This window comes from Mariniradius saccharolyticus AK6 (assembly GCF_000330725.2).
GTDB lineage: Bacteria > Bacteroidota > Bacteroidia > Cytophagales > Cyclobacteriaceae > Mariniradius > Mariniradius saccharolyticus.
This window is the reverse complement of record NZ_AMZY02000007.1, coordinates 125,296-149,797: the sequence shown is the minus strand read 5'-3', so window position 1 is coordinate 149,797 and position 24,502 is coordinate 125,296. Positions and strand designations below refer to the sequence as shown.

16 protein-coding genes are annotated in these 24,502 nt (G+C 47.9%); 5 read left to right on the top strand and 11 right to left on the bottom strand.

Annotated elements, in window-relative coordinates:
• The first annotated feature begins 51 nt into the window (after positions 1–51).
• From C943_RS06060 to C943_RS06050, 3 genes are all read left to right on the top strand, one after another.
• Positions 52–2,658 (top strand): hypothetical protein, encoded by a 2,607-nt coding sequence (locus C943_RS06060; protein ID WP_008625393.1) that lies wholly within the window; start codon positions 52–54, stop codon positions 2,656–2,658.
• A gap of 146 nt (positions 2,659–2,804) precedes the next feature.
• The gene (locus C943_RS06055) at positions 2,805–4,028 is read left to right on the top strand and encodes an MFS transporter (RefSeq protein ID WP_008625392.1); all 1,224 of its coding nucleotides are present in this window, start codon (positions 2,805–2,807) and stop codon (positions 4,026–4,028) included.
• A 60-nt stretch (positions 4,029–4,088) separates the two neighbouring features.
• Positions 4,089–5,453, top strand: coding sequence for a glycoside hydrolase family 140 protein (locus C943_RS06050; protein WP_040479391.1), 1,365 nt, complete (start codon positions 4,089–4,091; stop codon positions 5,451–5,453).
• Between the two features lie 26 nt (positions 5,454–5,479).
• Here C943_RS06050 and C943_RS06045 read toward each other — a convergent pair whose 3' ends face one another.
• The 9 genes from C943_RS06045 to rocF form a co-directional block, all read right to left on the bottom strand.
• Positions 5,480–6,058 (bottom strand): hypothetical protein, encoded by a 579-nt coding sequence (locus tag C943_RS06045; RefSeq protein ID WP_008625390.1) that lies wholly within the window; start codon positions 6,056–6,058, stop codon positions 5,480–5,482.
• A complete protein-coding gene (locus tag C943_RS06040) occupies positions 6,055–6,453 on the bottom strand; it encodes a VOC family protein (protein WP_008625388.1) in 399 nt (132 codons plus the stop codon). The genes C943_RS06045 and C943_RS06040 overlap by 4 nt, the downstream gene beginning before the upstream one ends.
• A 159-nt stretch (positions 6,454–6,612) precedes the next feature.
• On the bottom strand, positions 6,613–7,338 hold the full coding sequence (locus tag C943_RS06035) for an SGNH/GDSL hydrolase family protein (RefSeq protein WP_008625387.1): 726 nt from the start codon (positions 7,336–7,338) through the stop codon (positions 6,613–6,615).
• A gap of 75 nt (positions 7,339–7,413) precedes the next feature.
• Positions 7,414–7,770, bottom strand: coding sequence for a translation initiation factor (locus C943_RS06030; RefSeq protein ID WP_008625386.1), 357 nt, complete (start codon positions 7,768–7,770; stop codon positions 7,414–7,416).
• A 1-nt stretch (position 7,771) separates the two neighbouring features.
• On the bottom strand, positions 7,772–8,623 hold the full coding sequence (locus tag C943_RS06025) for a universal stress protein (RefSeq protein ID WP_008625385.1): 852 nt from the start codon (positions 8,621–8,623) through the stop codon (positions 7,772–7,774).
• A gap of 72 nt (positions 8,624–8,695) precedes the next feature.
• Complete coding sequence (locus tag C943_RS06020; protein ID WP_040479269.1) at positions 8,696–9,607, bottom strand: 1,4-dihydroxy-2-naphthoate polyprenyltransferase; 912 nt, start codon at positions 9,605–9,607, stop codon at positions 8,696–8,698.
• Between the two features lie 77 nt (positions 9,608–9,684).
• A complete protein-coding gene (locus tag C943_RS06015) occupies positions 9,685–10,266 on the bottom strand; it encodes a glutathione peroxidase (RefSeq protein ID WP_008625381.1) in 582 nt (193 codons plus the stop codon).
• Positions 10,267–10,268: 2 nt separating this feature from the next.
• Positions 10,269–12,059: an arginine--tRNA ligase gene (gene argS / locus C943_RS06010; protein WP_008625380.1), complete on the bottom strand. Its 1,791-nt coding sequence runs from the start codon at positions 12,057–12,059 to the stop codon at positions 10,269–10,271.
• Between the two features lie 134 nt (positions 12,060–12,193).
• Positions 12,194–13,144: an arginase gene (gene rocF, locus C943_RS06005; RefSeq protein ID WP_008625379.1), complete on the bottom strand. Its 951-nt coding sequence runs from the start codon at positions 13,142–13,144 to the stop codon at positions 12,194–12,196.
• Positions 13,145–13,514: 370 nt separating this feature from the next.
• Here rocF and C943_RS06000 point away from each other — a divergent pair, with 370 nt between their 5' ends.
• Together C943_RS06000 and C943_RS05995 are read left to right on the top strand one after the other, a co-directional pair.
• Positions 13,515–14,798 (top strand): APC family permease, encoded by a 1,284-nt coding sequence (locus C943_RS06000; protein ID WP_008625377.1) that lies wholly within the window; start codon positions 13,515–13,517, stop codon positions 14,796–14,798.
• Between the two features lie 3 nt (positions 14,799–14,801).
• Positions 14,802–15,959, top strand: coding sequence for a methionine aminotransferase (locus C943_RS05995; RefSeq protein WP_008625367.1), 1,158 nt, complete (start codon positions 14,802–14,804; stop codon positions 15,957–15,959).
• Between the two features lie 57 nt (positions 15,960–16,016).
• On the opposite strand, the gene C943_RS05990 is transcribed toward C943_RS05995, so the two are convergent.
• Together C943_RS05990 and C943_RS05985 are read right to left on the bottom strand one after the other, a co-directional pair.
• Positions 16,017–16,817 (bottom strand): sterol desaturase family protein, encoded by an 801-nt coding sequence (locus C943_RS05990; protein WP_008625366.1) that lies wholly within the window; start codon positions 16,815–16,817, stop codon positions 16,017–16,019.
• A gap of 190 nt (positions 16,818–17,007) precedes the next feature.
• Positions 17,008–24,447, bottom strand: a complete 7,440-nt coding sequence (locus tag C943_RS05985) for a S8 family serine peptidase (protein WP_081610451.1) — start codon at positions 24,445–24,447, stop codon at positions 17,008–17,010.
• Positions 24,448–24,502: the final 55 nt, after the last annotated feature.

Sequence of the window (24,502 nt, the reverse complement as noted above, 5' to 3'; positions counted from 1 at the left end):
TGCTTTTGGGCTTCGCAAAGAGCCGTACAAGCAAATGAACTCACATTTCCCATGACCGGTGAATACTTCAATCAGCCCGAGTTGATCGGCCCAGACAACTTGTGTATCATTTTCGGTTCCGCGATGGCTGAGTTTTCAGGCGCAGGTAATCCTGTCACGGACGTTTATACTTGGTCGATCACCCATCCCAATGGCAGTGAGCATTTCGCCAGAAGTGGAGGGGCAACCTTTCAGAATATTTCGGTCACGTTTTCTGAATTGGGAGTTTATGTAGTCAATTTGAGTGTGCGTCGTGGAAATGACATCATTTTTACGGGGAGTAAAAACCTTTCGGTCATCCAAGGCCCTACAATCACAATCAAGCCGGATTACCTTTTGTGCGGAGACACTCCCACGACCGTAACCGCGGTCGATCCAAATATGCCCAATCTTTCCCAATATACCTTCGAATGGACCAATTCGGCGGGCGACATTGTCGGAAACCAAAACGAGTTGGTTGTTTCTGTCGAGGGCTATTATTACGTCACGCTCTATCTAACAAATCAATCCGGAGGCAGGGAATGCACGGTTAATGGAGGTACCTTCGTCGGACAGCCACAGGATTTCAGACTTTCGGTCTCGGATGATTCGGTTTGTATGGGAGGCAATTTGACGGTTTCTTTGGATACGCCGCTCGAGGGAGAATGGGAGATCCAAAAAGTAGGCGTTCCCAACTGGTCCTACATCCTACCGGGATTTGGTCTCGATATTGACACGGAGGATGATTTGGACGGCCCGGGCCAGTACAGGGTCATTTTTAGGTCACAATCACCTCAATTTCCAAACTGTGTTTCCCAAAGGGATATTTACTTCACGGTGACGGAGCGGCCGGATTTTGCGGTCAGTACCCCGACGCCTTCGACGGATTGTATCACACCGAATGGGAGTTTTTCTTTCACTGCTATTTCCGCATTGGATGAATTGCGTATTCCGGAACTGGCTTTGGTTGCAGGTAATCTAGCAGCAGGCGAGGTCAGGAACTTCTCAGGCTTATATCCTGGCATTTATACGATTGAAACGAGGGTAGGGGGCTGTGCACGTAACGAGGTGGTGATCGTTCCAAATTCCAACCCTCCCACTGGCATGCAGTTTACTGTCGATTTGATCGGTGAGAGCTGTTCACCGGCAGCAAGGGTAAATGGGATGATTCGTGTGACCTTTCTCAATGGTCCATTTACAGGTTCATTTAGACTTGTGGACAATGTCGGGACGCAGATTGCCACGGGTAATATCAATAACCAGACTGTTTGGGAAATTCCGACCTCGGCCGGCGATTATGCCTTGGAATTTATTGCACCGAATGGCTGCAAAAATCCAGCCCCAAGCCTCTTGACGATTCCTCCAGCCAACAACGTTTCCTTTTCTGTTCCCGACGTACTGAGGATTTGTGGTCCAACACCTTTTACCCCAGCAACAACCGATAACCTCAGCTTTACTTTGACTGAACCGAATGGTGTTGAATCCACGCGAAATACCGGGGACTCATTTCAGATATCTATTCCTGGTACGTATACCTTGACCGGTAGAAGCCTGGACAATCCGGCATCGGGCTGTACTGCTTCCAGGACATTTACGGTGGTAAATATGGATGCGCCGGAATTTGAGCCGATTTTGGAAAGTGAGGATTGTTTTGGCAATAAAGTCTACCGCGCGGAGTTGTTTGGTGCCAATGTGGATGATGTTTCGATACGCTGGTACGATGAAAACTTCAATATCGTCGGCAGGGGAGAAACATGGTTCCCTGTTGCCTACGCCAACTTCTACTTGGATGTGCAGCCTCGTGGTTCTGTGGCTTGTGACTTCAATCCTAAACCATTTACGGTTCGTGCGCCGGTTTTTGAGGTACCTGTGACGCTGACCGCGGGCTTTATTTGTCCGGGGCAAGCAGCTACCGTGACACTTGAAACGGATTTCGACGAAGTGGAAAGGATCGAATGGATTTATATTGATCCCAACAACAATCAGGTGTTTTTGACCCAGTTTGAAAATGAGCGTGCAATTGCCGCTGATTTGGAAGGCACTTATGAAGTGGCTGTTTTCAATCGTGCGGGATGTGAAATCGGCCGAAACATGCTTTTGGTTTTGGAAAGTCAGGACGAAGCGAGGCCGGAAGTCCTACCGGCCTATTCAATCTGTACAGAATCGGGATATGGTGAAATCGTTCGGCCCGGAACCTTTGTGTCCTATGAGTGGTACCGCGACGGTGATCTTGTATCAACTGATGCTGAGTATAATTTGAGATCAGCAGGCAATTATACCCTGATCGTCACCAACGCCGACGGATGTTCATTTGAAGCTGAATTTTCCACTTTTGAGGATTGCACTTTCCAGTTTGTTGCTACCAACGCGATGGAATTGCGCAATCCCAACAAGCAATTTGAAGTTTATGTCAATGATGCCGTGGAGCAAGCCGAAATCTGGATTCACAACAGGAATGGGCAGCTTGTTCATTATTGCCAAGGCCAAAACGTGCAATCCAGGGTGGTTTTTTGCCCTTGGGATGGAACTGTAAATGGGAAGTTCGTTCCCCTTGGCTCTTATACTGCGACATTCGTCATCAAAAGCAACAGGTTTGGATTGGAGAAAAAGTTTGTCCAGAAGCTCGTGATTTTGGATTGATTGGTTCGGAATAAAAAAAGCTGGATGAGAGTTTTTTAAAATTTTTTTAAAGGTCAAAGGCAATTATGTAGATTTTTTTATCTTGACAGGAAAATTTGCAAAATCATCCTTTAAATAAGTCAATTCAACCTTTAAACCCGACGAATATGAACGAAAACATCAATCGAAGTGCCCTGTTCAATGCAAGCTGTTTTGCGCTGATTACCACCGCTTTCACTTTTGCGATCAGGGCAGGTATCCTTCCCCAACTGGGTGAACAATTTGGCCTTTCCGCCGAGCAACTGGGCTTTATCAACTCCATGTGGTTCTTGGGCTTCCCGATTTCCATGATTTTGGGTGGCCTGCTTTATCACTCCATTGGCCCCAAAGTGATCATGCAGGTGGCTTTTGTAGCCCATACACTGGGTATCGTTTTGACGATCTATGCAGGCGGCTACACTGGATTACTGATTTCCACCTTGTTTATTGGCTTCGGAAACGGATGTACAGAAGCTGCCTGTAACCCGATGATCGCCGACATGTATTCCGGTGACAAGCTGAATAAAATGCTCAACCGCTTCCACATGTGGTTCCCTGGCGGCATCGTCTTGGGCAGCTTGATTTCTAAGTTTATGACAGATGGCGGCTTTAGCTGGCAGGCTCAAATGTGGGTTTTGATGATCCCTACGGTGATTTACGCAGGTATTTTCTTTGGAAAGGCATTTCCTAAGCCAACTGTCGAGGGTGTTACATCTGTAGCCAGCAATATCAAAGCGATGTTCTCGCCAGTATTCATCTTCTTGTTCTTTGCCATGGCGCTTACTGCCATCACCGAGTTTGGACCGCAACAGTGGGCAAATATCGTATTGAGCAGCACGGGCGCCAGCGGAATGTTGATTTTGGCATTGACCACTGGTGTGATGGCTGTTGGAAGATTTTTCGCAGGTCCGGTCGTGAAGGCATTGGGCCAAACTGGTGTTTTGCTGGGCGGTGCAATTTTCGCTTCAATAGGCGTATACCTGTTTTCAGTCGTCCAAGGTGAGATGGCTTATTTGGCGGCGATCTTCTTTGCTATTGGTGTCTGCTATTTCTGGCCTGTGATGGTGGGTGCGGTTGCGCAGAGAGTGCCATTGAGTGGCGCCTTAGGTATGTCGATCATCGGTGGTGTGGGAATGTTCTCCACCGCGATATTCCAGCCGATCATTGGTCGTTGGATTGATACTTCAAGATTGGAACAAGAAGCTGCAGGCTTGACTGGAGATGCGCTCGAGCTAGCTGCAGGTCAGGCAACACTTTTGAAGATGGTGTCTTTCCCAGCGATTTTGATAGTCCTGTTCATCATCTTCTTTATCTGGCAGAAGAACGCGAAAGTTGCGGCTGCCGCGCACTAGAAGGACCTGAATCCCATGAAAGGCGGCCAATCGGCCGCCTTTTTTTATATATTTAGCCTCATGAAAAAGCTTCTCATCATTCTTTGCCTTTGGGCGGTAGTGCCCTTTGCTTCAGGACAGGTCAACGGTCCCATCAAGATTTCAGACAACAAGCGTTTTTTGGCCCAAGCGGATGACACTCCTTTTTTTTGGATGGCCGATACGGCTTGGGAACTCTTCCATCGGACCACTCGGGAAGAGGCTGATATGTACCTCAGCATGCGTGCAGAGCAGGGATTCAATGTGGTTCATGCAGTTGCCCTGGCCGAGTTGGATGGGGTAAATGGTCCAAATTCCTATGGTGAAGTCCCTTTTGAAAACTTTGACCGGATGCGCATGAACGAGAAGTATTGGCGCTACGTCGACGAAGTGATAGACATGGCGGCTGCAAAAGGGATCCATGTCGCATTGTTGCCGACTTGGGGCGACAAGCTTTTTAAGGATAATTGGGGAGTTGGACCGGAGATATTCAATGAGAAAAATGCGTATGAATACGGCAAATGGATTGGGGCAAGGTATGCAGAAAAGAAAAACCTGATTTGGGTGATTGGTGGTGATCGTAATCCACGCAAAGGATCGAAGGATGAACAAGTCTGGACAGAAATGGCAAAGGGAATAGAGGCGTCTGCCAATAAACGAAACCCAATCCTACGGACCTTCCATCCACAGCCGACGTCCCCGGGAGGTTCGTCCAACTGGTTTCACAAGCAGGATTGGCTGGATTTTAACATGCACCAAACCGGACATTGTCCCAATCAGCCTACCTACCGAAAGATCCAGCACGACTATAAGCTGAACCCGGCCAAGCCTACCATCGACGGAGAGCCGCTGTACGAGGAGCATCCCAACTGTTTCAATGCCAAGGAGCTTGGATACTCCGTGGCGGATGATATCCGCAGGATTATGTACTGGAACGTTTTTGCCGGCGCCGCAGGTCAAAGCTATGGTTGTCATGCGGTTTGGCAGATGTTTACTCTGGATAGGCAACCGATAAATGGGCCGCTGCGGCCCTGGCAGGTTTCTCTCGATCTTCCGATGGCCAATCAAGTGAAGCATTTAAAGAACCTAATGCTTTCAAGAGCCTATTTTTCACGTATTCCAGATTGGGATATAGTAGCAAGTCCGCAGGAAGATGACGAACATTTTGTGATAGCGACCAGAGAGGCTAAGGGTGCTTATGCGATGGTGTATTTTCCGATGGGTGATACTACCGAATTGGATTTTTCATCCCTGAAGGGCCGCAAGCTAAAGGCGGCTTGGTTTGACCCGCGTACAGGTGTAAGCTTTCCTTATACTGGTCCGCAGTTGGTAAAAGGGAAAAATTCAGTCGCGCCGCCATCGTCTGGAAAGGGAAATGACTGGGTGCTGATTGTGGAAAAGCGGTAAAAGGTGTCGTCTGGTCTGTTGACCTATCATATCCCGACCGCTAGCAATCCAAACACCGTACCAAATACCGATCCGATAGCGATTTCATGCAGGGAATGCCGGCCAAGTCTCCACCGAGACCAGGCAATGGCCAAGCTAAAAAAGGTGATGCCGATTCCAGGAAATATTCCGAGGGTGAAGCAATTCACAGTGATAAAAAGCGCGATAGCGGCATGCAGTGAAGCTTTGATTTTTCTGTTTACAAGCGCCATCAAACCTACCATGCCAAGCACCAAAAGGGTATGGTAGATGACTTCCTTGGGGACATCCATCAGCCAAAGGACAAGTATCAATGCCAAAAAAAGCCCGATTGCAACGGGATAGAATCCTTTCCGTTGGTTTTGGTCTGATACGTCGAAATTGGCATAGGCGCCCGATTTCAACTTTCGCCAATTATGGACCGTGATGGGCAAGGTCAGCGTGAGGACAACCGCAAGTGTTATACACCAAGCTTGGCTTCTCGGTAAATTCAAAAAGCTCATCCAAGCCACATATGCCGTACCCAAAATGAGCGGGTGGCCCAAAAAGCTAATTCCTTTCGCCAAGAAAATGCTTCGGGATTTCATGAAAGGGGCTGGATCAAGTCCCAGAGATTTCCATACAAATCCGCAAAAACGGCCACTTTCCCATATGCTTCCTCCGATTTGGGGCGGACGATATGCACGCCATGGTCAATCAGGTTTTGGTAGTCCCGCTCAAAATCGTCGGTGTGGAGGAAAAGGAAAACCCGTCCACCAGTTTGGTTGCCGATCGCTTGGTTTTGTTCAGGTCCGACAGCTTTGGCAAGCAAAATTTCACAATTCTCCCCACCCGATCCCGGCGGGCAAATCCTCACCCAGCGCTTGGTTTCCGACATCGGCGTATCTTCAAGCAAGGTGAATTTCAGCTTACGGGTGTAAAAATCAATGGCTTCATCGTAGTCCTTTACGACAAGCGCAATCTTGGCCAGGTACTGCCTCATAATTTTTTCGGTTTTTTCACTTCTTCAATTGTCTAGTCAGTTCGTTGCATTCGCAGATGTTTCCAAACAATACAATCATCTATCAGTGCGAGTCCGCAAGACCGTTTTTATGTGGTCGTTTTTTCGTGTTTGGGGCGGCTTTGTAGGGAGCTGCCTTTCTTATGCATGCACGTGGATCCTTCGGGCGATTTCGGTTGCCATCTTCTCATAGCCAAAATCTGAAGGATGTATGCCATCTTCCGCAAAGAACTCGGCAGCGTAATTTCCATTCAATTCGATGAGGTCTATTTCGGGATGTGCACCTGCCAATTTCCGCATTTCATGTATCAATATCCGACGATGCCAGCCGAGGAAAAAACGCATGATCTTAGGGATCGCGGGGAATTGCTGGACAGGAGGGATCATGGGAAGAATGATGTGCTTCACCTGTTTTTTGTTGGTCAGAAGTTTGCACATTTTTTCAATTTCCAGCCGGAATTTCCAAGGTGGGTAAAACTTGAAACAGTCATTGGCTCCAATCATCAAGACTGCGACTTCAAAATGGTTTGGATTATCAGGTTTCCCGTGGGCAAGCAGCCTAGGTAATCTGGAAGCCGTAAGGCCGTTTTTCCCGAGCTTGTACACGTGAAATTTGCCATAGAGAAATGAGGCCGTTTTTGCTGCCAAAGTCGTTTCTTTTGCGCTAGCGCCCACGCCTGCTGCTGTCGATTCCCCAATAATGAGCAGGTTTTTTGTCGCTGATTTTTCGCTCGGTAAGTGGAGGAACTCACTTCTCGGGGGCATTTTCTTGATGCGCTTTCTGAGCTCCTTCCCTTTGTACACCAGAAAGGGAAAAAGTGGAATCAGGAGCAAGAGTTCCAGGATATATTTGAGCCAGTTGAGCATGGGTTTATGAATTAAAAAACACCAAGCGCTTTGGGAGGCTTGGTGTCTTGAATCAGTTTGGTGTTGGAAATCAAATCAGCCACCGCTTTTTTTGGCCTTGTAGCCCGCCTGCAGCAGGATTTGAAGTACTTTGTCACGGTGATCCCCTTGGATGAGGATTTCACCGTCTTTGGCACTACCGCCGACGCCACATTTTGTTTTGAGCATTTTGCCCAAAATCTGTAGGTCGTCGTCAGCACCCACAAAGCCCTCGATCAAGGTGACTTGCTTTCCGCCCCGGGATTTTTTGTCCAGCATCACTTTCAATTGCTGCTGCTGTGGAGGGAGTGTTTCCTGCTCCTCATTTCCTTCCAATTGGAACGCGAAGTCTTGGTTGGTAGAATAGACTACTCCTTCCCGTCGTTTCCAATCGTTTCCTTTGTTTTTGGTCATTCTACTTTTTGATTTTCATTGTCCATACGGGCTTGTGGGCCGCATTGACTACGTCTTCTGCAATACTGCCACTCAGCAGGTGAAGGAACCCAGTCCTTCCATGGGTTGCCATCGCAATCAGGTCACCTCCCATATCGTCGGCGTATTCAAGGATGCCGTCTTCTTCAGAGGTGCTGTTATATACTTGGTAGGATGCGGCGTCAATTTCAAAATCCTCTATAAAATCCTTGATTTTTTTGATGGAGGCCCTGCTGGTTTCAAACATGCTTGGCGTGATTACCTTCACCAAGTGCAGTTCGGCCCCGATGGCATCGATAGCGGCTTTTAGGCGCTCGATTACTTCACCCGGCACGTCGGTAAAGTCACTAGCAAAGACTACTTTCTTAATGTCTCCCGCCTTTACTGGTCCTTTGATGGTCAATACGGGACAGGTTGCATGACGCACTACTTTTTCGGTATTGCTGCCTATCAGAACTTCTTCCAAACCGCTTGAGCCCTTGCTTCCCATCACCACGATATCTGCTCTGGTGTCTGCAATCTCTTTCGAAATACCCGCAAATGGGTTCCCAAAGACCATCTTTGTTTGGAACACAAAGCCTTGGTCTTTGTATTCGGCTTCAAATTCAGCCATTTGTTTCTTCCTTTTTTCGACCAGCTCGATCATGAAAATCTGGGAGGTTTCACTACTGAATGCACCTGCTTCACCAAAACTGCTGAAAGTCTGTGGAACCGGAAGTTCGATCACGTGGAATAGTTCGAGTTTGTTTTGAGTTTTCTTTGCCATCCCGATGGCAAAATCCAGCGCATATTGCGCCTCTTTCGAAAAATCGTAGGGTACGAGAATAGTCTTCATTTTGAATGGGTGTTTGTGATGCTGGAAAATACAAAAAATACCCAAGTCCAAGCGTATTCTTGGGCGGTGTTTCTAAAAAAATAATACGCCCGCACCAAAAGCCAATACCCAAAGAAGGGTAGAAATGGCCATTTTTTTAAGGAAGGGATCGAGATCTCTCGGATTGGTTTTTGAGGAGACCGAACGTCCCACATTCACCATTAAGGGTAAAAGGACCAATGCCAACAGACATCCCCATTCTTGTTTGGAAAAAACAAAAACCAGCAGCAAGGCATTGCCTAGAATTATCAGCGCCCAATTGTAGATGACGGCATTTTTCCGGCCGATCCGGACGGGGATGGATTTCTTTCCGGCTTTGGTATCCGATGCAATGTCGCGGATGTTGTTGATGTTGAGGACAGCGGTACTGAACATGCCTAACGAAGCAGCGGGCAGGAGGACAAGCGGTTCTAAACTTAGCGTATGTAGAAAGTAGGTACCGCACACGCCCAAAAGTCCAAAAAACAGGAACACCGATATATCTCCTAATCCTGCGTAACCGTAAGGTTTTTTCCCCGAGGTATAGGTGATTGCCGCCACGATCGCCGCTACACCCAAGCCAAGAAAGGTCAAAAACAACCTCAGGTTATCAAATGAGATGTACAAAAGCGTCAGACCGGAAAGGAGCGATAAAATTACCAACAAGACCATCGCCCGCTTCATTTCCGGCAATGCGATCAGCCCAGATTGGACTGCGCGAACGGGACCCTCCCTGTGTGCTGAGTCTGCACCGTGTACCGAGTCGCCATAATCATTGGAAAGATTCGATAATATCTGGAGAAAAATGGTGGTCAATGCTGCCAACGTCATTACCTCCCAACGGAAGCTGCCAGCCAAGACCGCCAAAAAAGATCCCATCAAAATGCTTGAAAGGGCTAGTGGCAAGGTTCTCAATCTGATGGCGTGGAGCCAGGCTTGTTTTTTGTTGGTCAGCGTTACTTCCATTTTCCAATGATACTAAAAAACATCAAAAAGACCTGTTTTTGGTTAGAAAACAGGTCTTTTATTGTAAATGGGACTTATTAAGCTTCGATCAATGCAAGGATGTCCTTATCCATTGGCTTCACTGAAGATGGGAAAAATTTCACCAGTTCACCTTTTTCGTTGATGAAGTATTTGCAGAAGTTCCAAGAAGGCTCTTTATCGTTCCAGCCGTTCATGTCTTTGTCAGAAAGCCATCTGTACAAAGGGGCTTTGTCTGCGCCTTTTACGGATACCTTGTCCATCATTTTAAAGGTTACTCCAAATTTTGTGGAGCAGAATTCCTTGATCTCCTCATTGGTACCGGGCTCCTGTCCTCCAAAGTTGTTGGCTGGAAAGCCGATTACGGTCACTTTTTCCCCGTATTGTTCGTGCAGTTTTTGCAGATCCTCGTACTGTGGGGTGTAGCCACATTTTGATGCGACGTTTACCAAAAGGAGCTTCTTGCCTTTGAACTGAGAGAAATCAACTTCTTGGCCGTTGATATCCTTCATTTTGAAATCGTAGATGGATTTTTCCATAATCAATTGTTCCAATGTCGTGATAGTTTCAGGATTTTGTTTTTGGATACTGGCGGTGCAGGCTATGCCTATCACGGCCAACATGAGGATCATTTTTTTCATAATTACATTCTGTCTGGGACCTTTATACCTAGTAACTGCATGCCTTTGCGGATTGTTTTGGCTGTCATGGCGGAGAGCGCAATTCGCAAAGACTGGATTTTCGGGTTTGACTCGTTGAAAATGGGTAGCTCGGCATAGAATCTATTGTATTCCTTTGCCAGTTCAAAGAGATATTGAGCCAATACGGAGGGTGAATATTCCTCCCCGGCTTGGACCAGTTTTTTCTCAAAATCACTGAGTACCACAATCAGGTCGCGCTCGTTGGGCTCCAACTGCTCCAATCCAGCAAAGCCACTCAGGCTGTAATCGACTCCTATTTGGTCTGCCTTTCGCAGTATTGACGCAATCCGTGCATGCGAATACTGGATAAATGGACCGGTATTTCCTTGGAACTCGATGGATTCCTGCGGATTGAAAAGCATGCGCTTTTTTGGATCAACTTTCAATAGAAAATATTTCAATGCGCCCATACCCAGGATCTGATACAGTTCTCGGGCTTGCTCCGGAGAAAATCCTTCGATTTTCCCCAATTCTTTGGTATGTGATTCCGCAGTTTGGATCATTTCCTCCATCAAGTCGTCTGCATCCACGACGGTACCTTCCCTGGATTTCATCTTGCCTGTGGGCAAGTCCACCATCCCATAGGAAAGGTGATAAAGACCATTTCCGTAGGGTCTGCCTAGCTTTCGCATGATTTTGAACAGCACGTCAAAATGGTAATCCTGCTCGTTGCCGACGACATAGACGGATTTGTCGATGTTGAAATCATGGTATTTCAAGTCGCAGGTACCCATATCTTGGGTGATATACACCGAGGTACCGTCTGCACGTAGCACCAGTTTTTCGTCCAATCCCTCGGCAGATAAATCCACCCAAACGGAGCCATTTGGTTTTTTGAAGAAAACCCCTTTTGTCAGTCCTTCGTCGACGATGTTTTTGCCCAAAAGATAAGTGTCTGATTCGTAGTAGAATTTATCAAAATCGACTCCCATTTTTTTGTAGGTCGCATCGAAACCCGCGTACACCCAAGTGTTCATGGTTTTCCATAAGCCCACTACATCTGCATCGCCAGCTTCCCAAAGGCGCAGCATTTCCTGTGCCTCCAGCATCCAAGGGGCATTTTTCTTGGCTTCTTCTTCGGATTGGCCCTGGTCCATGAGCTCCCCGATCTGCTTTTTGTATTCCTTATCGAAAAGCACATAGTACTTACCGGCCAAATGGTCACCTTTTAGTCCGCTCGATTCGGGAGTCTCTCCGTTTGCGAGGTGCTTGTAGGCGACCATGGACTTGCAGATGTGAATGCCACGGTCATTGACGAGGTTGGCTTTGATGACCTCGTACCCGTTTGCTTTGAGGATTTCGGCCACGGCGTAGCCAAGAAAATTGTTGCGCAGGTGGCCCAAGTGCAAAGGTTTGTTGGTATTGGGGCTGCTGTATTCGACCATGACTTTTTGCCCATTTGCTGGAAGTTGGCCGACGGCTTGATTTTGATAGAGGTTGGAGAAGATACCCAACCAAGACTGTTCGTTGACGGAGATGTTGAGGAATCCTTTGACTACGTTGAAGCCCTTCACTTCGGGGCAGTGGCTTTGTAGAAATTCTCCAATTTTGTTGGCAGATGCTTCGGGATTGAGCTTGGTGATTTTGAGAAAAGGGAAAACCACGAATGTGAACGTTCCCTCAAATTCCTTGCGGGTTGGTTGCAAGTCAATTTCGCCTGCCGCTGTTTGATGCCCGAAAAGTTGGAGGAATGCCTCTTGGATTTGGGCAATTATTTTTTCTTGTAAGTTCATGGATTCGGTTTGAGCCCTCGGCTCCCAAGTGTGACGCAAAGAAAATAATTTCGGACGGCAAGTCCATTATCCTTTTCGATAAGGAGACGAGAAAATCATCGTATTTCCCGTCAATTAACTCATATTTTGCCGGATTAGAAATGCTCTACGAGTGAAGTGGTGGTCGCTTCGAGAATATCGAAGGCATTTTCTGCCATGGTGTTTTCGGTATCCAATGTCGGGTTCACTTCGACGATTTCCCAACAGCAAACCCGCTTGTCTTTGATCAATTCGGCATTCAATTCCAAGGCTTCCTTGACTGTCAAACCATTCGGGACCGGGGTTCCTGTTCCGACTGAGATTGAAGAATCCAAGCTGTCCACATCGAATGAGATGTAGAGTTGGTCGCATTTGCCGAGTATCTCAAGTGCTTTCTCAGCCACTTTGGAAATCCCCAAGGACCTTACTTCATCTGTCGTGAAATTCTTGATTCCATGTTTCCTGATAAGATGATCCTCTGGGGTTTCGGTATCCCGGACGGAGATAAAGACGATATCTTCTGCAAGTATCTTTGGGGAGACACCGCCAATTTTCTTGATTTTCTCCCAATAGTTGATGGTTTCTGGAATCGGATTGTTCACTTGGCAATCCTTGTTGTCGGTTTGGATGCACATCGCGAGTGGCATTCCATGCATATTTCCCGAGGGAGTTGTGTATGGCGTATGCAAATCTGCATGGGCATCAATCCAAATAACACCCAATCGCTTATCCGGGTCCGCAGCCTTGATGCCCATGATGGTTCCCGCTGCGGTCGAATGGTCCCCAGCCAAAACGATTGGGAAAATCTTTTCGAGTCGGAGGGATTCGATCGTGCTGTAGACGTTTTTGAGCACTTGGTAGACGCCGTCAATGTATTTGGCGTGTGGGTGCTTGTTGCCTTTCCACAGGAAATTGTTGGCGTCAGGAACATTGATCGGGTCGAAGCGTGTAAAAAAATCAGAGGTTTTGTCCAAGCTTGCTATTTTCAACGCATCGATTCCAAGACTTGCGCCGCGGGTACCTGCAGCAATTTCCGAGCGTACCTCGACCAACTTGATATTTCTCATAAAGTGCGGTATTTGGGTTTCTTTCTTTTTCGAAAGTGCTGCAAATCTAGTCAAAAATGCTTGAAAAATGGTTGTTGGGCACAGAAGAGGGGTTTATGTGCGGACTCAATGTTTTCTGTGAATAAATCTCTGAACCACAGATGACGCGGATTTTCACAGATTGGATTCTGATGAATAATTTTCTCAATTCAGTCCATCGGAACAACTTTCTTCCAGCCCATTATCTGCGTTCATCTGTGTCATCTGTGGTTAAATCTTCGAACCACAGATGTGCCATTTTGCTTTTTTCCTCTGTTATACGGAGGCAATTTTTGACGATCCCGAGTTGCGATACGAAAAATCAAGCTATTTTTCTCCCTGATTATTCGAAATGGGACAAATCAACAAAATCGGATGGAAGACAGCCGCCAGTTTGGTGATCGCCAACATGGTCGGCACGGGCGTCTTTACCAGTCTGGGCTTTCAGGTTTTAGATAGCCAGAATACTTGGAGTATACTTTTGCTGTGGTTGATAGGTGGGGTATTGGCATTGGTGGGCGCATTTGTGTATGCGGAGTTGGGAACCCATTTCAAGCAGTCCGGTGGGGATTACGTCTTTCTGTCAAAAACACTTCACCAATCCTTAGGCTACTTGTACGCCTGGATTTCGTTGACAGTGGGATTTTCTGCGCCTATCGCAATTGCAGCGATGGCGATGATCCAATATTGGTCGCCGCTGATAGGGGAGGACAGCAGCTTGGTAATGGGAATTGCGGCCATTTTGCTGATGGGTACTTTTCACTCCTTTTCGGTCAGACAATCGGGCACCGTTCAAAATGTACTCACTGGAATCAAAATGGCCTTTGTGTTTGCTTTGATCGGATTGGGGATGCTGCTTGCTTCGGCGGTACCCGATGTTGGTTTGGATTTTTCCTCCAATTGGCAAAAAGAAATACTTCAGCCCGGCTTTGCCGTTTCGCTTGTATATGTTTTCTACGCCTATACGGGCTGGAATTCGGCGGCTTACATCGTGGAGGAAATCGAGCAACCGAGCAAAAACCTGCCTAAGGCGCTCATTTCAGGGACCGTTTTGGTCATGGTGCTGTACCTCTTGTTGCAGTTGGTCTTTCTCAAACATGCATCCATAGCGCAGCTTTCCGGGCAGGTGCAGGTAGCGACGATATCATTTGGGAATCTGTTTGGCAGTATGGGCGTGTTTTGGGTCAGCTTGTTTATTGGCATCCAGTTGGTGGCTACCATCAGCGGCTACACCTGGGTTGGGCCGAGGATTACCAATGCCATGGCGAAGGATTTCCGTCTTTGGAGACCGCTTGCCAAAACCAACCAAAAGGGAATCCCCGTACGCGCAATTTGGTTCAATACGGCGATCGCTTTGGCCCTGATGTTTTCCGGTTCGTTCGAAACAGTGCTCTTGTACGCAGGGTTTGTATTGCAACTTATGGGCACACTCACCATCGCAGCTTCACTTCGCCTTCCCAAACATTCGGGATTCCGGAGTCCTTGGAAGCCTTGGCCACAGGTGATTTACATCCTGTTCAGTCTTTGGGTAATGGCATTTATGTTGTATGACCGCCCGAAGGAAAGTCTTTTGGGTTTGGGAATAATCTTGCTAGGTTACATCGTGTATTTGTTTGATAGGAAAACCATAAAGTAAACCATGTTACCCTCCAAGTTGCCGCAGGTTGGCACGACCATTTTCACTGTAATGTCCAAGATGGCTTCGGACCACGGTGCCATCAACCTGTCCCAAGGCTTTCCGAGTTTCAATTGCTATCCGTTTTTGATGGACCTCGTCAACCAATACATGCGGGATGGCTATAATCAGTATGCGCCCATGAGTGGGGTGCCGATTTTGAAACAAAGGATTGCAGAAAAGACGCTCATCTCATTTGGACTTTCGATCGACCCGGAAAAGGAAGTGACGGTCGTATCCGGTGCTACAGAGGCGATTTTTTCTGCGGTGACGGCAGTGGTGTGCCCAGGGGATGAGGTGATTTTGCTGGAGCCATCCTACGATAGCTATGCCCCGGCGGTGGAGTTGAGTGGGGGTATTCCGGTCTATGTGCCGTTGAGCTTGCCGGATTTTTCTGTGGATTGGGATCGTGTGTCTGCCGCGATTACGGAGAAGACACGTCTGATTATGGTCAATACGCCCCACAATCCCTGTGGCTATGTTTGGACAAAAGAAGACCTTGACAATCTTGCTTCCCTGATCCAGGACCGGGATATCTATGTCGTCAGCGATGAGGTATACGAGTATATCACTTTTGATGGGAGGCCCCATTTGCCCCTGATGAGTCACCCTTTGCTGCGGGAAAGGACATTTACCTGTGGATCATTTGGGAAGACTTTCCATGTGACAGGCTGGAAAATCGGGTATTGTATCGCGCCTCCTGTACTGACTGAAGCCTTCCGTAAAATCCACCAATTCGTGACATTCAGTACCGCCACGCCGCTGCAATATGCCCTTGCGGAGTTTTTGATGGAACCCAGCCGCTACGAAAGTCTTTCTGATTTTTACCAACAGAAGCGGGATTTGTTTTGTGGGGGATTAAAAAAGACAGCTTTTGAATTTACCCCTGCGCAGGGAAGTTTCTTCCAACTCGTGTCCTACGGGCATTTAAGCCAGGCTTCGGATTATGCACTTTCGGTGAAAATGTGCCAAGAAGTGGGTGTCGCCTGTATACCGGTTTCGGTTTTTTACCATGACAAGCAGGACCACAAACTCCTCAGGTTTTGCTTTGCCAAAGACGATGAGCTATTGGAAAAGGCTTTGGGATTGCTGCAAGGATTGGATTGGTCCAGGCTGGGTTAGAGCGTTTCAGATTTAAAATTTGGGAATTGAAATTGTCCTATCCCCTACAGGGATGTGTCAGGTTTTTTGGCTGTGTTCTTTAAAGCGTTGCTCAAAACCCTTGTCTTCGGTATTCATCCAGACGTCCCAAAAAGTAAAATAAAGACCATAGTTGCAGCGGTATTTCAAGTGGTGCATGTCATGGTGCGTTGCCCCGACCATCCATCTAGCCCAGGATGAATTGAATGCGGAGGCCGGGTAGACTTCGACACCCGCATGGTTGATCACGGCGGTGATGGACATGGTCACTAGCAGTGCCAGCAGCACAAAAATGTGCATCGGCATCAAGAGAACCAGAATCGGTAGGAAGATTGCTTGGAGAAAGGCTTCAATCGGGTGAAACGAAAACGAAGTAAATGAACTCGTGTAGAGGCTGTTGTGGTGGATATGGTGAAAATGGCGCAGCACCTTCGGCTTGTGCATCCAGCGATGTAGCCAATAGTAATAGGTTTCGTGGACAAACATAGCTATGAAAAAACTTAGCGGTACCCAAATGAAATCCAGGAGCGTCAGTTCGGTGTACAATTTGGTCCAACCTCGCTGCCAAAAAATGATCATCAACGTACCCGAAACAGCGAAAATGATCGCGCCCAAAAAGGAATACCAAATTTCCGTCCTGACCTGCTTCAATTTGATTTGCTGATGGAGCCTTCGGTAGGGCATCATATCTCCCAGTTTTTTGTAAACCAGGTTGTGGTAAAGCCAGGCCAACAGGATATACCGGACAAAAATCCCAAGCAGCAACAAGGAAAACAAAGCCAGAAAATTTTCCGGAACAAGGTAATCCGGGCCCAAGAGCCATTCTATGTCAAAATCCATACTGTCAAGATATCGCATCGAAAATAACAAAAAACGAGATCGGAAGGTTATTTCGGGCGGCGGAACCCTGCTTTTCCAACATACAAAAAAGCCCCCGATCACTCGGAGGCCTTTTCGCACTTTTGAACTTAAACCCAGTTCATGAGAACTGACGCGATTGGGTGGGTTCGCAACCTTTACGCATTTTGACTTAATCCTTTACAATTCTCCTCATGCTCTTTCCGCGCATGTCGGTTACCTCCATGAGATAAACTCCCTTTGGAAGCGATCTAAGATCGATCACCGCTTCTTCCCTTGAGCTGACCTCGTCTTTCCTGATCATCGTTACGCCTTGCATCGTGATCACTCGGAGGGAGTAGCTATTACCAATTTCCCCCTTGATGCGGACACGTACATAATCAGCGGTCGGGTTAGGGTACACCGTGAGGCTAAAGAGCTGGTCCAAATCCTCCAATCCGTTGATCAAATCGACTTTAGCGGCTATTTCTACGGTTTTTGATGCGCCATGCTTATCGGTCACTTTGAAGGTGATCGTCGCATTTCCTTCGTTGGCAGTCCTGATGATAAAGCTGGAAGCTGAAGCAAACACGGTCAAGATGGACTCATTGCTGCTGCTGACAGTGTAGGTGAACTCGTCACCGTCAGGATCGGCGAAGTAATCGGAAAGATTGTGTTCGGTTAGGTTACCCGGCTTCAGGAATCCGAATACCTCGGCATCTGCAATAAACCCAGGAGCCCTATTGGTATGTAACACCTCTATGGGGAGTTCCAATTCGCGGGAAGCACCGTATTCATCCGTTGCTGTCAGTCTGTACATGAATACGCCCTTGTCTCCAAAATCAGGCTTGAGCACCATTCTGATGGTATCCGAGGCAAAGCTAAAGTCGATGAAGTCTTTGGTTTGTGCGGCCGTAACCTCTACAGTGTTGGATTCCGGATCGGAAACCTTAAACTTCACGACCAATGTGTCTGCCTCAGCCACTGCGATCGTGGACGGTGCGCCCACAAAGTTTGGTGCTTCGTTGAGGTGAAGGGTTACCGGAACACGTACGATTGTATTTGCTGGATCATTGGATGAGAAAACAATATTGGCTGACTGGTTGCCTGGATTTCCAAACCCACCGTCGATTTCCAGGGAAACGATACCAGCTTCCCCTTTGGCAAGGGTACCTGTCTGACCTTCTGTGATGCGCAACCAGCTGAAGTTTCCAGCTTCCATTTCTGCGGCCATCATCAGCCAGCCTGCGTTGGCAAACTGGCCTTCTTGAACTTCATACCACTCTCCTTCGACATAGTAGGCAAACCTTCCGGGCACATTTGCAATGCCGGTGACTGTACCTTGTGGGAACTGGATTCCAAGCGGATAAGTCACTATGATGTAGAAGTTTTCATTTGGATAGATTCCCACTGTTTTGTCCAGTGCGACTTGATGCCATGCTCCGCTCTCGTCGCTACCGTCTCCGCTTACTGCCAGTTCACCTGTTGCCACCACCGCGGCGTTTGCCACGGAGCTTCCTCCTGCCCTGATTTCCACTTCAATCACAGCAGCAGTCAAATTCTCCATTCGGAAGAAAGTCTCGATATGTGAAAGGTTGAAACCCTCAGGTCCGGCATTAAATTGGGTACTGAGCGTGAAAGGTGCCAAGCCTCCCGTTCCGATAAAGGTATCTGGTACCTTTTTGTCAGTATGCGATAGTGTTCGATTGTAAGTTGCCGAAACCTTCGAATCAGCAGCGCTTGCTACTTGAGTTGACGATAGGCTTATACCAGCAGCACTGGTTTTTGCCAGTCTTTCGGTTCTAGCTGTACCCAACGGCCTCAAGTAATCGACAGTCGCGGTATAGTTTAGGTCTGATTTGCCGTTTTCATTGTCCAGAGCAATGGTTCGTGTCACTGGCCTTGGTGATGGCATGGATACATAGATCGGTTCTGTTGCGACCCTGATGCTGGCAGGTTCGAATGCCGTTCCTTTCAATACGAGTCGTTTTTCTCCAACGCTGGTTTGGAAAACCACTTCATCCATGAATTCCCCTTCTTGGGATGGGAAGAAAATTGCCCTGGCGACCAGTTTGTCGCCCGGTCTGACCGTAAATGTTGGCCAGAACCAGATGTTGTCGATGCGGGTCCATTCTGGCCCCCAGAATCCTGGTATCTCCATCATCATGTGAAGCGGGCCTGTGCCATCGGCCATGGCTGCAGATGTAATGTCGAAGGCAGCGGCACCTGTGTTTTCAATGATTACATCGAACGTATTGGTCGTTGGCTCAGAACCTCCGACGGATACCAATTTGGCACCAAAGTCCACTGTGTCGGCCATCGCAATAACTGGATCTCCTGTGACGGTCAACTCGACCGGCTTTTCCAGGATTTCTTGATTAGGCACATTGTTGAAGAACTTCAAAGGCTTATTGTAGGTGCCTCCAAAGATGTTGGTGGCGTCCAGGACAACGTTTCCAGTGAGAGAAGCGCCCGGAGCGATCGTGTACCTTCTTGACGGCACGATGATGTACGCCAGGCCTTTTCCATGATCAAGCGGCTGGTAGGCAGAGATTGATAGGCCGTCGGTACTGTTACGTTGGAGACCGATCGTCGAGAAACCGGAGGTCAAGTCTGCGCCGCCCTCTTCGGGCCTATACTGGAACTTCATCGTTCCATTTTTGTAGAAGATGACTTGGGCGGAAATGGGGTCTCCCATGCCTCCAAGATTGTTGATGAAAATGCTCCACGTGATGATGATTTTATCATCCTCAAACTGGTAGAATATTCCAATGTCCTCCTTTTTGTGGAAGTAATCCGAGAAGGTACTGAAGGTCCAATACGGCATGATCGCTCTACCTTGGGTCGCTGTGGGTATGTAGTCCGTAAAGAACTCGGCCTGAGGATCGTCTTCAAAGGAGATGATACCATTATCACCAACTTTGATTTTGCTGTATTTCTGGCCATAGAACTCGATCGGGAAGGGTAGTTCCAAGTCCCTCCAATAGGTGCCTTGGAAGTCTTCATAATCCACGAATTCCATTTGGGTACCTGTCTTGCGGATTTCTACCCACTGATAGAACTCATTGTTGTTGTACTTCTCAAACGTATACCCAAAGTCAGGCACGATGCTGCTTGGAAGGACGTCCGTCTCGAAAGAAAGCCAGTTACCGCCGGATGGCGCTACCTGAAGTGGTGCCAGTCCGGTGTTTTCTATGGTGATTGGATGTGATGCTTTTTCGCCAAATGCCAATGTGTCGGACAGCATGCCCAAGTCAATGCTAATGGCTGGAGCGTCGATGACCTTGCCTGTCACATAGATCGTATCTCGGGTGCCGTCTTGGTAATTGATGAATAACCAATCTTCAAGATCTGCATTCTTATCCGTAGGAATGTGAATGGCATATTTTGCAAACAGTCCCGGCGCAATCGTCGTAGTGCTCTCTCCAGAAAGTGAAAAGAAGTTGTTTGCAAATACAATTGAACCGATACCAAGTGCGGCAGTTCCTGGGTTTTTGATCGTAAACGGATAGTTCCGGATCGTTCCTTGGAATAACTCCCCGAACCTTACTGTATCAGCGGAAACAACAGGCAAGGCAACGCCACCTTTATTGATTTCAAGCTGGATCAGGGCGTTTTTCTGTTTGCTGTCCGGGTCATTGTTGACGATGTTGATGTAACGTTTGATCAAGCCTTCGGAAAGGCTACTGGTTGACAAGGTGATTTCCATTTCCCGCGAAGCCCCCGGCATGACCACTCCGGAACCATTTTTGACTTCAGTGATGATGTTTGGACCAGGGAAATCAAATCCCAACGCCAATCCTGTGTACAGGTCGGACGTGTTTTGCCAGTCACTGATCAATATCCCATCCTGTTGGCCCAAGTCTTCGATCAAAACCGTCAAGTTTTGTTTGTTGTAGTCGGCAATATTGAGGTTCTCGTAATAGAACCTAATGTCGCCGTTGGCATGGTAGACGATTTGTGCAGTCATGCTTTCACCGAAACTCCAACCATCCCAAACATTGTCATACTGCACAATCACCCGATCAGGCTCGACTTGGTAGTAGACTTCGCCTTGTGTCAAATAGCTTAGGAAAGATCCCAAGATGGAGACGTATCCTTTCGGACTCCATTCTCCCCCATTCAGCCTCGGTACGTTGACCGAGCGCACGCTGTTGTCAAAGGTGGTGAAGCCTTTGCTCGCGATGTAGAGGGTTTTGACCCTGTCACCATAGTACGGGAATTCAAATCCCATATCGACCGCATGGTAGCTTCCAAGGTCAATAATGGATCGGGTAATGTTGGTGCCCGTCCCGGAAATATCCTTGAATTCATATGGAATCGGATTGGCTTCGTCAGGTCTGTTAGAACGCACGTTGTAGCCATAGGAGTGATAGTCACTCGGCCAATTCTCGGAAATGCCATTGTTGTCGTGGCCAGGCACAAAGTATTTCAACGGGAACGCACCTTTGTTGTCCACCGTTACTTTGGCCGTAACCATATCGCCGATCGCCAAATCCTTGAATTCTTGGATTTCGGGAGCAATGCTGATTTTTGATGTTTCGGCACCCACTCCGAATAGCGCGATCTCATAAGTTTGCTCTCCATTGGTGATGGTGAGTTTGCCGTTGGTATTGCCTGGGGCGGTCGGCTTGAAGGTCACCCTTACCACTGCTTGCGCTCTCGCCTTGATTTGCCATGGCAAGTTTTGATCAACTACGAAAGAGCCATTGTCGGAAGTGATGCTTGGATTGTTGAAGTTGCCGTAACCGGTGTTTTCGACCACCAACTCAAGCGTTTTTTCGTCGCCCATAAATACTGCACCATAGTCAGCAATTGCTACATGCTGCAAGGACGGAGTGTGGCCACTGACGTTAAGGTTTACTGGAACCCTCATCTGTCGATTGGCGGCATCGTTTGATTCGATGATCAAGTATGCGCTGTAGTCTCCATTGATCAGGTTGGCGCCATCAGCAGTCAATGTCGTGGTGGCTTGCTCAAAACCATTGATATCCCCTGACCCGGGCTCCAGCTTCAGGTATGTGCCCAAGTGTTGGTTGTTGCTGCTTGCCGTTATCGCCCAAGCAAAATCCTCACTGCCAAGTAACGTTTCCAACTGCGTCCAGGTAGCACCCATGTCAAAAGACATAAAGCAATTGTCAGAGTAGGATGGATCCGCCTCAAAACCAATACCTAATGGGAATTTGTTGCCAGCTGGGACGTGGAATACCGCCCAGAACGTAGTCCCTGGTTCAAAATAGAGTTGCTCATCAAGCGTGATATAGGCGAAGGCTTCCATACTTGCCCAATGGTTGTATTCCTGCGCATAGATCAGGTTCTTCTTGATTGGGCTGTCACCCTCATAGATCTCGACAATGACCGGGCCTTTTGCAGGGTCATGCTTGAGGTACATGGATAGATTGGTTAGGTTGAAACCCTCGGTTTCTGTGACAAAAAACTTCGCAGCCGCTGAGTTGGTCAATGTGAGGTCTGTATCTCCGATGATATTGGTAGGCCAGGCAGCATATTGTTTATTGATCGGTGTGAATGAGGCCGTGGCAACTCCATTTTTCTTCAGTTGGTTGTTGCCGTTTGCCACGCTTTGCATCCCCAAATTTACTTCCTTGGCTAATCTGCTCCCTGAGGTTGCGGGGTAGTTCAGTTTCGCTGAAAAGGATAGCATTGTGTTTCGATGGCGCGTCAGGTGGTTCCATCTCAATATGCCGGCAGCTTGGTTAGAAATTGTGATCTCATGGGTGGCGGTGTTTGCCGTGTTGACATCGATCGCCAGCGCTATTTCTTGGCTGTTTTCGTCCAATACGATTTTTGGTCCCTCATTGGTCGTTGCAGTGATGACGGGAGACAATGCTGCAGTATTTCCCCAACGGTCTACAGAGGTAATTCCGAAGTAATACTTGGTCAATCCCAACAGTTCCGTTACCTCATAAGTCATCAAGCTATCGGCAAGAAGGGTGTTTTTGATCACGATCTTTTCAGCAGCGTTGATATTCTCAGCTGTAATGCTGTCCGTATGGACGAACAAATGAAATGCCGTGGGTTGGTCGTCATCAGCATCTGCTGGCACGGTCCAAGTGAGTGCGGCGAATTCCTGTGCGATACCGGTGACGCTGAGGTCCGTGATTTTGTTTGGAGCGATTCCCAAATCATTTCTAATAGCTAGTTCCGCGTCAATGGCGCCTGTTCCCAAAAGACCCACGTGATCGGGGTTAAATACGTCAATGTTGACTACACCAGTGAGGAGTTTGTTTTTGAGCTCTGTATTGGTGAGTTGTTTGTTCCTGTTGGCCAAAGCCAAGGCCGCGATGCCGGAGACATGCGGGCAAGCCATAGAGGTACCGTCGAGAAAAGCATATTTGTTTCCTGGGATAGTACTGAGAACGCCATTTCCCGGGCCCAACTCGGTGTCACCTCCCGGGGCGGCGATCTCTGTCCAAGCTCCGAAATTGGAATAGCTTGCTTTTTTCCAGTTGGGACCAATGGAGGTGACCGCGAGCGTGTTTTCGTGATAGGCTGGATACCACCTATCGTCAAGGTTGTAGTTTCCTGCTGCGAAAATGACGATTCCGCCTTTCATAGGGCTTCCGGGAAAATCCCCAGCTTCAGCCACAAAGTAATCAATGGCATCCAAAACGGACTGGTCATAAGCGCCCGGACTGGTGAATCCCCAGCTGTTTTGGGAGATTACTGCCCCGTTGTCAGCAGCATAAATATAGGAGCGCTCAATGGAGCCACCCCCCATTATTTGCAGGGACATGATTCTGACACCATTTCCGGAACCATCTCCACCAGCGACTCCAGCAACGCCAAGACCATTGTTATTGACCGCAGCTACGGTTCCAGCCACGTGCGTACCGTGGTATTGGGCGTCGATTTTTCCTGTGTTTTTGGAAAAGTTGTACCCGTTGATATCATCAATGTACCCGTTTCCGTCGTCGTCAATACCAGGCTTTCCATTAAGTTCGGCAGTATTGACCCACATGTTGGCTTTGAGGTCCTCGTGGTTTACATCGACACCTTCGTCATGCACGGCTACGATGATATTGCTGGCACCCGTAGTACGCTGCCAAGCCTCAAACAAGTTGACATCCGCATCACCCAAACCTGTTTGAAAGGTATTTTTATAATGCCATTGATCCTTGAGCAAAGGATCATTGTAGGGCAGGGTAGAAAAAGGACTGGGTCCGGAAACGTGTTCCTTTACCGCATAAGGCGCGAGGATTTTTTCATGCTCAACCTCTGCGATTGCCACTTCCTGCAATTCCTTCAATTGAACCGCGGCGACTTTTGGGTCTACGCTTTCCTCGATTTCCACCACATACCAAAGGTGAAGCCCGTGTTTGCGTAGCTTATGCTCGTTTTTTTCATCATAGGGGAACAACCTGTACATGGAATGGGCATTTACTGCCCTCGCCTTGGTGTCGAAGGCAGTCATTCCGGTGGTGAGTTGGTTGTTGCGTGCATTGACTCTAGCCTGTGGAAGCGAGGAAGTCATAGCAGGTGTGAATTTTACCTTTACCATGCCTTTGCGCACGCCATCTGCAAATAAATTTTGTGCGATTGCATGCATCGAACAAAATACCAACATTGTGGCGACCAGCAGGCTTCTCATGATATTGGGTAGAGAATGGTTCATAGTACTGGGGTTAGAATGATAATCTTTGATTGATTTGAATTTGTGGATATGGGGC

Bases quoted from the DNA above. Each gene is read 5' to 3' on its own strand.
- C943_RS06060 (WP_008625393.1), top strand. From the start codon at position 52: ATGACCGGTGAATACTTCAATCAGCCCGAGTTGATCGGCCCAGACAAC.
- C943_RS06055 (WP_008625392.1), top strand. From the start codon at position 2,805: ATGAACGAAAACATCAATCGAAGTGCCCTGTTCAATGCAAGCTGTTTT.
- C943_RS06050 (WP_040479391.1), top strand. From the start codon at position 4,089: ATGAAAAAGCTTCTCATCATTCTTTGCCTTTGGGCGGTAGTGCCCTTT.
- C943_RS06045 (WP_008625390.1), bottom strand. From the start codon at position 6,058: ATGAAATCCCGAAGCATTTTCTTGGCGAAAGGAATTAGCTTTTTGGGC.
- C943_RS06040 (WP_008625388.1), bottom strand. From the start codon at position 6,453: ATGAGGCAGTACCTGGCCAAGATTGCGCTTGTCGTAAAGGACTACGAT.
- C943_RS06035 (WP_008625387.1), bottom strand. From the start codon at position 7,338: ATGCTCAACTGGCTCAAATATATCCTGGAACTCTTGCTCCTGATTCCA.
- C943_RS06030 (WP_008625386.1), bottom strand. From the start codon at position 7,770: ATGACCAAAAACAAAGGAAACGATTGGAAACGACGGGAAGGAGTAGTC.
- C943_RS06025 (WP_008625385.1), bottom strand. From the start codon at position 8,623: ATGAAGACTATTCTCGTACCCTACGATTTTTCGAAAGAGGCGCAATAT.
- C943_RS06020 (WP_040479269.1), bottom strand. From the start codon at position 9,607: ATGGAAGTAACGCTGACCAACAAAAAACAAGCCTGGCTCCACGCCATC.
- C943_RS06015 (WP_008625381.1), bottom strand. From the start codon at position 10,266: ATGAAAAAAATGATCCTCATGTTGGCCGTGATAGGCATAGCCTGCACC.
- argS (WP_008625380.1), bottom strand. From the start codon at position 12,059: ATGAACTTACAAGAAAAAATAATTGCCCAAATCCAAGAGGCATTCCTC.
- rocF (WP_008625379.1), bottom strand. From the start codon at position 13,144: ATGAGAAATATCAAGTTGGTCGAGGTACGCTCGGAAATTGCTGCAGGT.
- C943_RS06000 (WP_008625377.1), top strand. From the start codon at position 13,515: ATGGGACAAATCAACAAAATCGGATGGAAGACAGCCGCCAGTTTGGTG.
- C943_RS05995 (WP_008625367.1), top strand. From the start codon at position 14,802: ATGTTACCCTCCAAGTTGCCGCAGGTTGGCACGACCATTTTCACTGTA.
- C943_RS05990 (WP_008625366.1), bottom strand. From the start codon at position 16,817: ATGGATTTTGACATAGAATGGCTCTTGGGCCCGGATTACCTTGTTCCG.
- C943_RS05985 (WP_081610451.1), bottom strand. From the start codon at position 24,447: ATGAACCATTCTCTACCCAATATCATGAGAAGCCTGCTGGTCGCCACA.